We start from the raw sequence: 14,142 nt of genomic DNA, 5'->3' as shown, positions 1-14,142 counted from the left end.
CTGACCTCGCCTGGCGCCGCCTCCCGGTCCGCGGGCGCCGCGGCGCGACGGCGCTGCGCGGCTCATCTCCGTCTTGCGTCTTGCCTTGGCCCCTCTCCGTCGGTAGCGTCGGCCCCGGGTAGAGTCTGCGTGGCGGCCCCGATCGTCGTCGAGCTTGCGTCGGGTCCCGCCGTGGATGGCGAGCTCGCGGCGATCCTCGTGGAGGCGTGCTCTCGCGCCGCGGGGGGCGGCGGCTGCGCGCTCGGCGACCCGAAGCGCACCGGGACGGCGGTGAGGGCGCTCGCCGTGGTCTGGCTGGACGGGCCGGACCACCTGCGCCTGCGGGTCGACGTCGCCTCGCTCGGCTCCCCCGAGGGCACGCTGTCGTCGCGCGAGATCGAGTTCCGCGCCGAGGACCCGCTGCCCGACCGCTACCGCACCGCGGGGCTGCTGGTCGCCGCCCTGGCGGCGGAGCGCGCCGGCGCCCCGACGCCCCCCGCGCCGACGGGCGCCGACCCGGCCGTGGGCGCCGACCCGGCCGTGGGCGCCGACCAGGCCGCGGGCGCCGACCAGGCCGCGGGCGCCGACCAGGCCGCGGCGACGGAGCCGCCGCGCCCGCTGGGCTGGTTCGTCGGCGCCGGCGGGCTCGCCGGGAGCGGGCTCGATGGCGGACCGGCGCGGGCCGGCGGCTGGGTCATGGCCACGGCGCTCGACCGGGGATCGGGGTTCTTCGGGACGCTGTCGGTGTCCTACGCCGCGGCCCTGCGCGAGCCGGCCCCGGGGCTGTCGGTCCAGTGGCTCACGCTCGGCGGCGGAGGCGGCCTCGCCGCGCCCATCCGCCCGATCGACGCGCTCGTGCGGGCGCGGCTCGAGGCCACCGTCGACTGGGTGACGGCCTCCTCGGAGGACCCGAAGAAGCCGCCGGAGGCGGGGCACGGGTGGGCCCTCGGGACGCGCACGGCGGTGGACCTCCTGTGGCCCGAAGGCGGCAGCGTGGCCCTCCTCGGCAGCGCCGAGGCGTTCGTGCGGATCCACGGGACCGCGCTCGAGGTGCACCCGAAACCAAAGACCACGCTGCCGAGGGGCGGCTTCACCGGGATGCTGGGGCTCCAGCTCCGCCTGCGGTAGGCGGCGAGGCGCCGCCGCGAGAGGAAGATCAGCGGCTCAGCCTGCTTTCGGGCGGAGCGGCTACTCCACCACCATGGGAACCGCCGAGCCACGACCAGCGAGCCGCCGGCTCAGGCTCGTCTCCACCCCAGGCGCCGAGCAACCCGCGCCCGTCAGCGACGAGGAGCTCCTGCTCGCCTTCCAGCGGGGCGAGCGAGGGATCGGCCTGCGCCTGTACGAGCACCTGCTTCCCGTCGTCGACCGGACCCTGTACCGGATCCTGGGTTGCCGGGAGCAGGACCATGCCGACCTCGTGCAGGGCGCGTTCGAGCAGATCGTGAGCACGCTCACGAAGCGCCGCTTCGCGGGGGAGTGCAGCCTGGCCGGCTGGGCGTCCGTCATCGCCTGCCACGTCGGGCTGAGCGCGCTGCGCGCCCGCCGGCGCGAGCGCAAGGTCATCGATCGCACGCCGGCCCCCGAGGCCGGGCCCGAGCCGCCCGCGCGGAGCGCCGACCCCGAGCGGGAGGTGAGCGCGCACCGCGACCTCGAGGCGCTGCGACGGCACCTCGCGGCCATGGACGGCGACCGCGCGACCGCGCTGCTGCTCCATGTCATGGGCTATTCCCTCAATGAAATCGCAGATTTGACCGGCGTTTCCGCGGCCGCGGCCCAGTCCCGGCTGTCGCGGGGGCGGCGGGAGCTCCAGGCGCGCTGGGAATCCGGCGCGGCGACGCGAAACGACCCCGCCCGACCCGAGGTACTACGATGAAGCAGGACGACGTCGACGCCATCCCGGAGGATCGCCGCGCGGCGGCCAGCGTGGACAGCGTGGAGGCCTCGCTGCGGGCGCTGGTCGCGCAGCCGGTGCCGCCGCTGCCCAGGGCCCAGGCGCGGTACCTCCAGCAGCAGATCGCCGGCCGCATCGACCGGCTCGCCGCCGAGGAAGCGGCGCGGCGCGCCCGCGCTGCCCGGCGGAGGCGCACCGCCGTCGCTGCGGCGGCGCTCGCGGCCGCCCTGACCGCGGCGGCCGCCGGCGTCGCGGTCGTGTTCCGGGCGCGCCCCCTCCCCGACGCCGCGGCGCAGGTGACGGCGCTCCAGGGCGCGGTCGAGATCGCGGCCGGGGACGCGACGCGCTCGCCGCCGTCGCGCGCCCTCGTGCCGCTCACGAGCGGCGAGGAGCTGCGGACCGGCGAGGGCGCGATGGCGAAGGCGTCGCTCGCGACGGGCGCCACCGTCGAGGTCGGGCCCTCGACGCGCGTGAGGTTCACGCCGTCCGGGGCCGGGCGCGACCGCTTCGACGACATCGTCGCCCTCGATCGGGGGCGGATCTCGGTCGACGTGCCGCCGCTGCCGGCGGGCGTGACCCTGTCGGTGCGCACCGCGGACGCCGTGGTCACGGTCCACGGGACGCGGTTCTCGGTCGAGCGGCAGCCCGGCGCGGCGGGAGAGGCGGCCGAGACGCGCGTGGCGGTCGTCGACGGGCGCGTCGCGGTGCGCCGCGGCGAGGTCGAGCGCTTCCTGAGCCCGGGCGAGACGTGGTCGTCGCGCGACGAGGAGCCGGCCCGCCGGCCGGACCCGCCCGAAGAGGGACAGCGCGACGACGCGGAGGCGCCGCCGCGGGAGCAGGACGGCTCGGCGCGAGAGGGCGACGAGGGCGGGGCCGGCGCGCCGCGCGGGGCGCGCGGAGGGCCGGCGCGCGCGTCGCTGGCGGCCGAGAACGAGCTGCTCCAGGGCGCGATGGAGGCGCGGAGGCAGGGGCAGCCCAGGCGGGCGCTCGAGCGGCTCGACCGCCTCCTCGGCCGCTACCCGGACTCGCCGCTCGCCGAGATCGCCCGCGTGGAGCGGCTGCGGGCGATCGAGATGCTCGGCGACAAGGACCGGACCGCGGCCGAGGCGCGCCGGTACCTCAAGGACTACCCGCGGGGCTTCGGGCGCGAGGAGGCCACGTCCGCGTCCCGCGCCGGCGGCGTGCGCCCGTGATCGCCCGCGGCCGACGGCCCTCGCGTCTTTTTTGACGAACGGCTGCCTGCTCTCGGCGCCTCCGGTTACTTCCACTGCATCGAGGAGATCATCGCGCCCCGCGACCGGCGTCGCGTGGCGCGCTCCACGTCGTGCTCGTCTTCGAGCAGGGAGGACTTATGCGTTCCTTTGCGTTCACAGGATCGGTGGGTGTTGGGCTGCTGTGTCTCGCGGTCGTCGGCGCGGCCTGCACCGGGCCGAGCACCGGGACGGCCGGCGGCGGCGTCGTCTCCGGGGAAGAGTGCGTCACTTCGGACGAGGGCGGGAGCACGCCCGCCCCGAGCTTCCCGGGATCGGGCCTGTCGGGCGCCGGCGATCCCATCACCGCGGCCCTCGATCCGCTGTCGTGCGGCGGGCGCAGCCGCTTCACCGCGGTGGAGGAGACCGCCGAGATCGACTGTTATTACGCGAACGGCGACCAGACCACCCCGATGGCCTTCGTCGAGCGCGTCGTCGAGATCGCCGAGGGCGAGGAGCTCGTGCACGTGCGGCTGACGCTGAACCCTGCGTTCGTCGACAACACGTACGGCGAGACGGCGATCGGCTGGGGCGACGGCGAGCAGGCCGGCGACGCGCCGAAGCCCGGCGACGCGCCGAAGCCCGGCGACGCGCCGAAGCCCGGCGACGCGCCGAAGCCGAAGGGGCACAAGGGCCACACGTTCAAGGATCTCGTGGGCAGCGACAAGGCCCAGTTCCAGATCACGGACGGGACAGGCGCGCTCGTGCTCGACTTCTACGTCGACTATCTCTCGGAAGACGAGGCGAAGCCCTCCGGCTACGGGTCGCTCGGCGTGCTCGGCGGAGAGGGCAAGATGCTCCTCGGGGACGCGAGCGCCATCGTCGCTGCCACCACGTCGCTCGACCGCGATCTCAACGCGTGCGGCTATGGCGAGTACACGGTCGACTCGCCGGCCACGGACGAAAACTACACTCCGGGCGCGGAGACGCCGGACTGGGATTACCGCGTCGTGTACGACGTGTGGCTGAGCGCCTCGGCGTTCGGCGCGGCGGGTTTCGGCGACGCGACCATCAGCTACGTGCACGCGTCGCCGAGCAAGTACCCGTCGGACACGCTCACGGTGACGCCGGGGCCGTGCCACACGACGTGCGAGGACGACGACCCGCCCTCGGGCGAAGGCGGCAGCGATCCGGGCGAGGATCCGGGCGAGGATCCGGGCGACGGCGAGACCTGCCAGGAGTCAGGTGGGGAGTGCGCGGCCAGCTCGGACTGCTGCTGGGCCAGCGACGTGTGCTCGAACGGCGTGTGCCAGCCGTTCGATATCCCGCGGTGAGCCCGGGCCCCCGGAGCAGGAGGGCTGCGCTCCGGGGCCGGACGCGGGGCGGGCGGCGGCCGTTCAGATCGTGTCTTGACGGTTCAGCACGGCGTTGAGGACGGTCGCCGGCACCCGCAGGCGATCGTCGCCCTCATAGGTCGCGCGCAGCTCGGCGAAGCGCGCGTCGGGCGCGCGCGTGACCGCGGCGAGCCGGTCGAACAGCGCGAGCCGCTCGTCCCCGTGCGGCTCTTCGGGGCGGCTCATCGCGCCCCAGCAATCCCAGGGCAGCATCTCCATGCCGTTGAGCGCCGCGAGATCGCGCACGATGTTCCCGTCGATGAACCAGAGCCCGCCCTCGTCGAGGAAGCCGAACTTCATCGGATCCGCCTCCCCGGCGCGGCCCTTCGCCCAGGCGTCGCCCGCGACGACGAAGCGGTCGCGCGGCACGTCGAGCAGGTCGAAGTCGGGCTGAAGCGCCGCCCGCTGGGCGTCGTCGATCTGCGCGTCGACGAGGACCCAGCGCGCCTCGGCGGCGTTCCAGTACTCGCAGACCCAGTGGTCCACGAAGTAGCCGGGGTTGAAATACCCGGCGAAGCCGCAGCGAGCCCTCGCGGGGACCCCCTTGGCGCGCAGCAGGACGACGAGGAGCACGGTGAACTGGCGGCAGGTGCCGACGAGGCGCGTCTCGAGCGGCCGGGCGGCGGAGAGCGGGCGCGCGTCGTGGGCGAGCAGGCGATCCAGCATCCGGTCCACCGGACGGAGGTGGGACTCGTCGCGGCGCTCGTCCGAGAGCTCCACGCCGTAGGCATGCGCCCAGTGCTGGTGCAGCAAGAGGCCCTGCACGACGCGGACGAGCGAGGGCACGTCGCGCGGCAGATCGTCGAGCCGGGGCGCGTGCGCGCCGGCGGACGTCATGGCCGCGGGGCGCGTGTAGAAGTCGAGGATCTCCTGAAATGCCTTCATCGTGCGTCCTCCACGAGCGGTGTTGTTCCGGGGGGTGCTGCCGTCGGCCCGGAGGAGCTTGTCATGAAGGCGGGAAATCGGGAAGCTCGTGCGGCGCGACAGCGCGATCCCGGGGGACATCTGCGTCGACAGCACCGCGAGCGGAACACTTAATCGGTTCATGGCAGGTGCGGACTGCAGACGGCCGAAGTTGCGCGTCATCGCTGGCGTCGCGATTGTGCTATGCATCACGTGCATCACGTCCATGCTGTTTGCGAGTTGGAGGGTGGCTACCGGACGGACTAGACAGGGAGCGTCGGACCGATCACGACGTGATCCCGCGCGGGCAGTCCCACCGGACGGCCGCGCTTCCTGAGCGCTCGACGTGGACCCCTGAAGGGGCACGCGACCCCCTGACATCCGCGCATCCGCGCCCCGAGGCCGCGCTCAGAGCGGCTCGCGGGGCGCGGGCGCGACAGGCGGGCTCGCGGGCCACCCAAGGGGCGCGCGCGAGGCAGGCGGCGGCGCGCGGGGCCATCGCGCATCGGGACGACAGGAGAAGCAACCAGTGCGCGCACCTGTCTATGCTTTGCTCTCATTGTGCTTGGTCGCCTGCAGCGTGGAGGGCTACGACGAGACCTCCGAGGAGATCGCCGCGGCGAACGACGAGCTGATCGGCGGGACGCCGGCGCTCGAGTCGCAATACGCCTCCACCGTCCTCGCGGGGGGCTGCACCGCGGCGAAGGTCGGACCGCGTCACTTCCTGACCGCAGCTCACTGCGTGGATGACCTGTACACCGCCACGGTGGAGCCGTGGTTCGGGCCGGGCGGGATCTACTCGGTCAGCGCCGACAACACGCCCCCGATCTCGCCCTACGTGAACCTGACGATCGAGCAGACGTACATCCACCCGCAGTGGATCGCGGACTGCACCGCAGCGCGGGCGGCGGGAGCGCCCGATTGCGGGGTCAACGTCCTGAACCCGGGATACACGCCCGACCTCGCGGTGGTCGTCGTCAACGAGCTCTCGCCGACGATCCCGGCGGCCGTGGTGGACGGGGCGGCGGTCGCGGTGGGGGATCCCGTCGTCGCGACCGGCTACGGCTGCGAGACGCCCGGCGCAGGGATGTCGAATCTCTTCAAGATCCAGAACCTCACCGCCGCGGCTTCCTCGATCCTGAATCACCCCGGCTCCTACGTCTCTGGCACCGCCATCAACGACGTCGCGGCGTCGTACGTGCTCACGCCGGGCTACTACGCCAGCACCTCGTACGCCAGCCTGTGCCCCGGCGACTCGGGCGGCCCGCTCTACCGCCAGAGCTCGACCGATCTCATCGTCGTGGGCGTCAACGCCTACTACACGTTCCCGTCCGCGCCCGGCTCGAACCCGTCGCAGACCAACTGGCACACGCGGCTCGACACCTCGGCGCGCTACACGGTGACGTCGTGGCTCCAGGGCCTCGGCGTCAGCGTGATCAACGGCGGCACCGCGCCGACCTGCACGGACGGCGTGAAGAACGGGACCGAGACCGACGTCGACTGCGGCGGCACCTGCACGGCCGACTGCGCCAACGGCGATACCTGCAGCGTCAACGCGGACTGCACCAGCGCGAACTGCGTGGCCGGGGTCTGCCAGCCCAGCAGCGGGACGACGCCGTGCGCCAGCCTGTGCACGAGCCCGACCGTGTTCACGAGCGCGAGCTACAACTCGGGCAACCTCGGCACCGGCGCGCGCTGCTTCGAGACGACGGCGAACCTGACCGGCGCCAACTGCGGCAACTTCGCGAGCGGCCGCACGTTCGAGGTCAACAACACGGTCGTGAGCTGCACGGGCGGCAACATCACGCTGCCCGCGAAGCGCAACGGCGGCTACTGCTTCGAGGCGTCCGCCGGCAACCAGGCGTGGGCCTACTTCAGCACCTGGTAGTCCGGGATCTGTGAAGACCTGGTGAATCGAGGCGCGTCGACCGAGGCGCGCCTCGACCGGGCCGCGGCCGCACGCCTGACCGGGCGCGCGGCCCGCGGCCGCTTCGTCACCGGGGCGCGCCCTCCCCCTTCGCCGGCGGGAAATCGAGCCCGAGCTGCTGGAAGAGGAACGAGAACACGTCGGTTTGCTCCTCGATCTGCTCGGAGAGCGGCGTCCCGAGCCCGTGGCCCGTCGAGCCGCTCGCCCTGAGCAGGATGGGCGCCGCGCCCGACGTGGCCGCCTGCATCCGCGCCGCCATCTTCCGCGAATGGAACGGATCCACCCGCGCGTCGTTCGCGCCGGTCAGGAACAGGGTGGCCGGATACGCGGTCCCGTCCTTGACATGATGGTACGGCGAGTAGCTGTAAAGCGCCTTGAACTGCGCGGGATCCTTCACCGTGCCGAACTCGGTCACGTTGAAGGCGCCGTTCGGGGTGAGCTCGACCCGGAGCATGTCGTAGATGCCGACGTGCGAGACGACCGCCTTGTACATCTCCGGGTGCTGCGTGAGCTGCGCGCCCATGAGCAGGCCGCCGTTCGATCCGCCGAGGATGGCGAGCCGCTCCGGGCTCGTGAAGCGCCTGTCGACGAGGTACCTCGCGCACCCGGCGAAGTCGTCGAAGACGTTCTGCTTGTTGAGCAGGTTGCCGCCGCGGTGCCACGCCTCGCCGAACTCGCCGCCGCCCCGCAGGTTGGCGACCGCGAACACCCCTCCCTGGTCGAACCACAGCCGCCAGAGCGGGTTGAACCCGGGAGACAGGCTGACCCCGTACCCCCCGTATCCCGTGAGCAGCGCCGGCGCGGTCCCGTCGAGCGCCGTCCCCTTGCGGCGCAGGACGCTGACTGGCACCTTGGTCCCGTCCTTCGAGGTGCACACCTCGCGGGTGACCTCCACGTCGGCATAGGAGACAGGGGCCGTCATCGCGAGCGCGGTCTTCGTCACCTTGCCGTCCCTGGCCGAGTACGCGTACCAGGCGGCCGGCTCGGTGTAGCTCACGCCGCGAAAGAGCATGTCGTCGCCGGCCGCGCGCACGAGCTGGCGCACCGAGGAGATCGGCGGGATCGGCACCGCCCCGAGCGCCTTGCCCTTCAGGTCGAAGACGCGGACCTGGGACGGGCCGCCGAGGAGATCCAGGACGTGGAGCCGGGCCTTCGTGGGCAGGAAGTCCTGGATCACCGCCTCGCCCTCGGGAACCACGAGCTCCGCCTGCGCGAGGTCGAGCTTGCCCGGGGCGAGGCGCACCACCTTGCCGCGCGGCGCGTCCTTGCGCGACAGGAGGTAGAGGCGGTCGTCGACGCCGAACCTCACCCGGATGATCTTGTCCGGCAGGTCGGCGAAGCGGGTCCACTTGCCCGAGGCGTCGAGGAGGTAGTGCCAGTACTCGCCGCCGTCGCCGTTCTGCACGCTGGCGTGCACGAGCTTGCCGCTCTCGCTCGTCGTGAGGTCCACCTCGGCGATGCGGGGGAACTCCTTGCCGAGCGAGTACTGGTCTTCCTTCTCCGGCGTGCCGAGCTTGTGGAAGTAGATCTGCTGGAAGAACCCCATGTCCTCCTGCGGGCGCTCGCCGGGGTGCGGGTGCCGGGTGAAGTAGAACCCCTTGCCGTCCCCGCTCCACGCGAGGCTGCCGCCCGCGGTGCCGCTGCTCGCGTGAGGGACGGTGTCGCCCGTCTCCTTGCCAGTCGCGACGTCGTAGACGCGCACGGTGCCGTTCTCGGTGCCGCCTTCGGACATGGACACAGCGACCTTCTTGCCGTCGCGCGAGGGGACGAACCAGTCGATGGTCGTGTGCCCTTTCGGGTCGACGACCTCCGGGTCGACGAGGATCCGCTCGGACGCAGGCTCGCTCGCGGACCTCAGGACGACGAGGGAAGGCTGCTGCTTCGGCGGCTGCGCCTTGAGCACGAAGAGCTGTCCGCCGGCCTCGTCGAGCGCGAAGTAGTTCGCGGAGGTCGCCGACAGGATCTCCTGGACGCGCGCCCGGACGGCGGCGCGCAGGGGCAGCGCGTCGAGGTAGCCGCGCGTGAGCCGGTTCTGCTCGGCGATCCAGCGCTGGACCTCGGGGGAGCTTCCGTCCTCGAGCCACTGGTACGCGTCGACGACGCGGGTGCCGTGGTACTCGTTCGTGACCGGCCGCTTCGCGGCCTCCGGATACGGCAGGCGCGCTCCGCTTCCAGGGGTGGCGGGCGTGGCGGGCGGCGGCGGGGCGGCGGCGGTCGAGGCCGCGGCGGGCGGCTCCGACGGTCGGGGCGAGGGCGCGCTGCACGCCGCGAGCAGCGGCAGCGCCAGGGTGACGGCTGTGGTCGTGTGCGGGCGGCTCATGGCTGCGAAGCTAGCCGCCGACGCGGGCGCCGCGAGGAAGAATCGGCCCGGCGGCCCGGGGGTCGCGATCCTGCAGCCGTGCAAGCCCGTGCCTCGCAGGATCGAAAGGTGTCGGGGCGGTACCCTGGACATAACGCGGGGATTTCGGGGATCTGCGCCTGGTACGGAGGGTGCTTATCCGACGGCCAGCACCGCCGGCGGCCTCCGCTACCCCCCGAGGCGCCCGGCGGCGCTGCTATTTTGTCTCTTGATCTCGGACGGCTGTTGACGTCCCTGCGCCGGAAGATGAGGTCGTCGGGCGACGAGGTGAGCGCGCGAGGCGCGGTGCTCTTCGTGCTAGCGTGCGCCGCATGGCGATCTACGAGAAGGAAGAAGCGCTCGGGGCCGGGGACATCGAGGTCCGCGAGGTGGATGAGAGCGTCCTGAAGGATCTCGAGTCGAAGTACGCCGACGTGGCGTGTCCGATGCACGGCGGGCCGCCGAGCTTCGAGCTCGCGCCGGACGGGTCGGTCGTCGAGCGCTTCTGCTGTCCTGCGCTGCTCTCGATCGTCCGGGAGCTCCAGGTGGCGGCGGGCGAGCGGCCGGCTCCTCCTCCGGAGGACGACGGGGAAGAGGGCGAGAGATAGGGGCGGCCCGGCCCGCGGAGAGGGTGTTCTTCGCGCGGGGTGGGGGCCCCGCCGAACTCGCCTTCGAATCGAGGCATCCGGCAAGCCGGATGCCTCGATTCGAAGGCTCAGACATCGGCCCATCCCCCACCCCGCGCGAAGAACACCCTCTCCGCGGGCCTACCGTGCGTCAAAAGGTGGGAATGATCTGGGGCGGCCGGAACTGGCACCTACGGCACCGAGCGGCGGTCACCCGCACAGGAGACGGGCCCAGATCGGCGTTTTCGGCGCGCAGGCGTACTCTCGTACGCCGAGCACCGAAAACGTCGAGGTGGGCCCGTCTCCGCAGCGGGTGACCGCCGCTCGTCAGGGTTGGCCGAGGTAGTCCATCTTGCCGATGTCCAGGCCGTTGTGGCGCAGGATGGCGTAGGTGGTCGTCACGTGGAAATAGAAGTTGGGCAGGGCGAAGTGCAGCAGGAAAGGCAGGGCCTTGAACTGCAACGCCTGGCCGCGCGTGGGGATCGAGATGTCGCGATCCTCGGAGCCGTCGATCTGCTCGGGCCGCAGGCTGTTCAGGAACGCCACCGTCTTCGCGATGCGCGCCTGTAGCTCGTCGAAGCTGGCCTCGTTGTCCTCGAACTTCGGGACATCGACCCCGGCGAGACGCGCCCCACAGCCCTTGGCCGAGTCCGAGGCGATCTGCACCTGACGCGTGAGAGACAACATGTCCGGGGCGAGGCGCGCGTCGAGCAGTACGCGCGGCTCGATCTTCTTCGCCTCGGCATACGCAGCGGCCTTGGTGAGGATCGCCGAGAGGTTGCCGAACATCCTCACGAACACAGGGACCGAGGCCTGATACATCGAGATCGCCATCTTCATCTCCTTGTTACCGCACGGTACGAGCCGCGCAGCCCCCGCACGACATACGCAGCGCGGCGCAGAGGCACCGCCGTCGGGGAAGCGCGGGCGCGAACATAGAGACGCCACCCCCCTCGCGCAAGCGCGATGTCACGCCGGCGCCGCCCGCACCGTCCCACGCTCCAGCGCGGCCCTCGCGCGCCGCCCCCGCGGACTCCACCGCGCGAGCGCCCTCGAGGGAGCGGCTCGATGCAACTCGACGTCGAAGCCGGCGGCGGGATATAGGGTGTGACCATGCGAAACATCCTCTCTCTCTGCATGATCACGGCTGCGCTCTCGGTCGCGTGCGGCTCCACGACGACCGACCCGGATCCGACCGGGAGCGGCGGGTCGACCGCCAGCTCGACCAGCGCGAGCTCGGCCACCGGTACGGCCTGCGCGCCGGGAACGACCATGTCGTGCACCTGCCACGCCATCCAGGAGCCGGGCGTCGCCACGTGCCTCGCCGACGGCAGCGGCTACGGGCCGTGCATGGAACAAGACGGCAGCGACTGCTCCTGCCCCACGGGGCGCGGCGACGGGTGCTGTCCGGGCGACGGCATCTGCTGCGCCTGCGTGCCAGGCTGCGATCCGAGCACGGCGTTCAGCCAGGACCCCGAGACGGACGCGCTCATCGCCTGCGTGTGCGCGGCGGACATCTGCGCCGACGCGTGCGCGTCCGAGTGCGCCGGCGAGGGGTTGACGGCGGACTGCGCGCCTTGCGTGGAGCAGGCGGCGATGGACGTGTGTAAGTCGCAGTACGAGGCCTGCGGCGGTATGTGAGCCCGCAGCGCGGAGCCACGGTGCTCCGCGCCAGCCCGCCTCGCGCGCGAGAGGCGCTCGACGCTTCAGGCGGAGAGCTCGACGCATCCAGTGCCACCCCAAATATTCAGGCCTCGCGAGAGGCCATGAGGCCAAACATGGCTTTTGTGGTTGCCAGTCAGGCGATCACGACATATCATGCAAGAGTAGCTTCGTGAGCGTTGTATTCCTTTCGATATCCCGGGTTCATCCGGTGACGGCAGCTTCAAGGTCACGGAGGGCGGCACGTGCGCGCCTGTGCGCGCACGATGGTGTTTGTCCTCCCGGTGTGCCCTGGAGAGGTGAGCAGACCGCGCCGGCGTGAGGAGAGTGACCCCACGCCGAGCCCCTCGGTCGCCCGCCGCGCGGCTCACGAGAGCGTGAGGCCCCCGTGGATGCGAGATCGACCCCGCGAGCGCACGAGCGAGGGTGAAGCAGGCCTCGTCATGGAATCGATCGGTGCCGATCGAAGAAAGAAGGGTCCTTTGCCGAGCTTGTCCTTTTCCCGGTTGAAGTACGGTTTCGCCCTCCTCGCTGGCGCGGCGGCGCTGTCCGCCTGCGCGATGCCCGACGCCGAGCCGGGTGACGCGCTGGACCGGACGGAGCTCCAGGAGCATGAGGTGTCGGCGCCCTCCGAGGAAAGCGCCGCATCCGCCAGCGCTGCCGCGGCGGCCGCGGCCAAGGCGCCGTTCGAGATGAACAACGCCCTCCTGCCCTTCGACATGCCGTCGAGGGCCGAGCTCGCGTCCAGCGAGTACAAGGTCTTCGCCCACTGGCACAACTTCCCCGTTCGGCGGTTCACCACGACCGCCGGCAAGTCCGTCGACGAGTACACGGGCTGGCTCCAGCCCACGGGGCAGTACGCGTCGATCGGCGGGTGGCTGCGCGATCGGCCCATCCCGATCCTGCCCGTCCCGCCGACGGAGGCCGACTGGCGCAAGCGCGACATGCGGTTCGACATCGAGACGGCCGCGGCCGTCGGCATCGATGGCTTCCTGTTCAACTTCTGGTTCGGGCCCGCGGACGGCCGCTGGAAGTGGCTGACCAACATGTTCGACGCGGCCGACGAGTTCAACGCCGCGAACCCGGCCGCGCCCTTCTACATCATCCCCAACATCGACAGCCACATCCTCTCCGGGAGGAAGCCCGAGGACAACAATCCTCGAGACGTGGCCGACGACCTCGCCACGCTGAAGAGCCACCCCTCGTGGATGAAGCGCAATGGCAAGTACCTCATCGGCAGCTTCAGGCCCGAGGTGCTCCCCGCGTCCTGGTACGTGGAGCTCTTCGATCAGCTCAAGACGGCGCACGGCATGGACGCGACGATGTGGGGCTCCCTGCTCGATCCGAAGGAGGAGAACCGCAACGCGATGAAGCCCTTCATGGCGGGCTCGGTCTTCTCGCGCTGGGACAACCTCCCCTACAGCAGCAACTTCACGTCGGGCCTGAGCACCCTGAAGGCCTGGGGCGACGCGAACGGCATTCCTTATGCTCCGCCCGTCAGCCACACGGACCACCGACCGAGCGCCTTGAAGGTGGTCGAGACCGCGGGCTTTCAGACGCAGTACAAGAGCTGGAAGGCGGCCATCGATACGGGCGTGAAGATGGTCCAGATCCTCACCTGGAACGACCACTACGAGGGCCACGGCCTGAGGCCCAACTCGGCCATGCAGTACGCGACGTACGACCTGACGGCCTACTACTCCACCTGGTTCAAGACGCGCCGGCAGCCGACGATCGTGCGCGACGTCCTGTACTACGCGCACCGCATGCACCTGAGCGCCGCGCGGCCCGACGCCACGAAGCAGCCCACGGCGTTCAAGTCGAAGAACGACGTTCCCTTCGTCGATCGGGTCTTCGCGCTCGGCATGCTGAAGTCGAGCGGGCGCCTCCAGATCACGTCGGGCGGCACGACCGACGGGAAGGACGTCGGCGCAGGGCTGCAGTTCTTCGACGTGCCCCTGCACGCGAACGACCGACCCGCGTTCCAGCTCGTCAGGAACGGCGCGACCGTCATCGATCTCACGAGCGCCTTCCCCACGCGCGGCACGATCGTCTGGCAGGACCTCATGTACCGCGCCGGGAGCTCGTCGCGCCCGGTGGTCGACGGAGTCCAGGACGACCTGCCGCAAGATCGGCTCCCCTGAATCCTGCGCCCTGTGCATCCTGTTGGCAGCGGCGCGCGGACGGGAATGGCACGCACCACGAAGGCGCCGGGGATCCCGGGGCATG

Annotated in this window: 11 protein-coding genes; 8 read left to right on the top strand and 3 right to left on the bottom strand. The window is 71.6% G+C overall.

Annotated elements, in window-relative coordinates; translation table 11 throughout:
* The first annotated feature begins 129 nt into the window (after window positions 1-129).
* The 4 genes from WME96_RS04455 to WME96_RS04440 all read left to right on the top strand — a co-directional run bounded on the left by WME96_RS04455 (window position 130) and on the right by WME96_RS04440 (window position 4,397).
* Window positions 130-1,107 (top strand): hypothetical protein, encoded by a 978-nt coding sequence (locus WME96_RS04455; RefSeq protein WP_437288934.1) that lies wholly within the window; start codon window positions 130-132, stop codon window positions 1,105-1,107.
* A gap of 73 nt (window positions 1,108-1,180) precedes the next feature.
* Window positions 1,181-1,855, top strand: a complete 675-nt coding sequence (locus tag WME96_RS04450) for an RNA polymerase sigma factor (protein ID WP_437288933.1) — start codon at window positions 1,181-1,183, stop codon at window positions 1,853-1,855.
* A complete protein-coding gene (locus WME96_RS04445; protein WP_437288932.1) occupies window positions 1,852-3,066 on the top strand; it encodes a FecR domain-containing protein in 1,215 nt (404 codons plus the stop codon). Before WME96_RS04450 ends, WME96_RS04445 begins: the two co-directional genes overlap by 4 nt.
* A 185-nt stretch (window positions 3,067-3,251) precedes the next feature.
* Window positions 3,252-4,397, top strand: coding sequence for a hypothetical protein (locus WME96_RS04440; protein ID WP_437288931.1), 1,146 nt, complete (start codon window positions 3,252-3,254; stop codon window positions 4,395-4,397).
* A 63-nt stretch (window positions 4,398-4,460) separates the two neighbouring features.
* On the opposite strand, the gene WME96_RS04435 is transcribed toward WME96_RS04440, so the two are convergent.
* Window positions 4,461-5,342, bottom strand: a complete 882-nt coding sequence (locus tag WME96_RS04435) for a transglutaminase-like domain-containing protein (protein ID WP_437292273.1) — start codon at window positions 5,340-5,342, stop codon at window positions 4,461-4,463.
* A 583-nt stretch (window positions 5,343-5,925) separates the two neighbouring features.
* On the opposite strand from WME96_RS04435, the gene WME96_RS04430 reads away from it, so the two are divergent.
* Window positions 5,926-7,248: a trypsin-like serine protease gene (locus WME96_RS04430; protein WP_437288930.1), complete on the top strand. Its 1,323-nt coding sequence runs from the start codon at window positions 5,926-5,928 to the stop codon at window positions 7,246-7,248.
* 106 nt (window positions 7,249-7,354) lie between these two features.
* Here WME96_RS04430 and WME96_RS04425 read toward each other — a convergent pair whose 3' ends face one another.
* Complete coding sequence (locus tag WME96_RS04425; RefSeq protein WP_437288929.1) at window positions 7,355-9,607, bottom strand: prolyl oligopeptidase family serine peptidase; 2,253 nt, start codon at window positions 9,605-9,607, stop codon at window positions 7,355-7,357.
* Window positions 9,608-9,957: 350 nt separating this feature from the next.
* Between WME96_RS04425 and WME96_RS04420 the strand changes: the two genes are divergently transcribed.
* A complete protein-coding gene (locus WME96_RS04420) occupies window positions 9,958-10,233 on the top strand; it encodes a hypothetical protein (RefSeq protein ID WP_437288928.1) in 276 nt (91 codons plus the stop codon).
* A gap of 345 nt (window positions 10,234-10,578) precedes the next feature.
* Here the strand turns inward: WME96_RS04420 and WME96_RS04415 are convergent, their stop codons facing one another.
* On the bottom strand, window positions 10,579-11,085 hold the full coding sequence (locus WME96_RS04415) for a DUF1993 domain-containing protein (RefSeq protein ID WP_437288927.1): 507 nt from the start codon (window positions 11,083-11,085) through the stop codon (window positions 10,579-10,581).
* Between the two features lie 279 nt (window positions 11,086-11,364).
* On the opposite strand from WME96_RS04415, the gene WME96_RS04410 reads away from it, so the two are divergent.
* Window positions 11,365-11,892 (top strand): hypothetical protein, encoded by a 528-nt coding sequence (locus WME96_RS04410; protein ID WP_437288926.1) that lies wholly within the window; start codon window positions 11,365-11,367, stop codon window positions 11,890-11,892.
* A gap of 527 nt (window positions 11,893-12,419) precedes the next feature.
* Window positions 12,420-14,057 carry an endo-1,3-alpha-glucanase family glycosylhydrolase gene (locus WME96_RS04405; protein WP_437288925.1) on the top strand — a complete coding sequence of 546 codons (1,638 nt, stop codon included), beginning with the start codon at window positions 12,420-12,422 and terminating at the stop codon, window positions 14,055-14,057.
* The last annotated feature ends 85 nt before the right edge of the window (window positions 14,058-14,142 follow it).

The sequence above is a fragment of the Sorangium sp. So ce406 genome (assembly GCF_051474675.1).
Classification (GTDB): domain Bacteria; phylum Myxococcota_A; class Polyangia; order Polyangiales; family Polyangiaceae; genus Sorangium; species Sorangium cellulosum_G.
Note: the sequence above shows the minus strand (reverse complement) of the source record. Positions and strands in the feature narration are given on the sequence as shown.

Excerpts from the sequence above, each read along its gene's own strand:
- WME96_RS04450 (WP_437288933.1), top strand. The coding sequence starts at position 1,181 with ATGGGAACCGCCGAGCCACGACCAGCGAGCCGCCGGCTCAGGCTCGTC.
- WME96_RS04445 (WP_437288932.1), top strand. The coding sequence starts at position 1,852 with ATGAAGCAGGACGACGTCGACGCCATCCCGGAGGATCGCCGCGCGGCG.
- WME96_RS04435 (WP_437292273.1), bottom strand. The coding sequence starts at position 5,342 with ATGAAGGCATTTCAGGAGATCCTCGACTTCTACACGCGCCCCGCGGCC.
- WME96_RS04425 (WP_437288929.1), bottom strand. The coding sequence starts at position 9,607 with ATGAGCCGCCCGCACACGACCACAGCCGTCACCCTGGCGCTGCCGCTG.
- WME96_RS04420 (WP_437288928.1), top strand. The coding sequence starts at position 9,958 with ATGGCGATCTACGAGAAGGAAGAAGCGCTCGGGGCCGGGGACATCGAG.
- WME96_RS04415 (WP_437288927.1), bottom strand. The coding sequence starts at position 11,085 with ATGGCGATCTCGATGTATCAGGCCTCGGTCCCTGTGTTCGTGAGGATG.
- WME96_RS04410 (WP_437288926.1), top strand. The coding sequence starts at position 11,365 with ATGCGAAACATCCTCTCTCTCTGCATGATCACGGCTGCGCTCTCGGTC.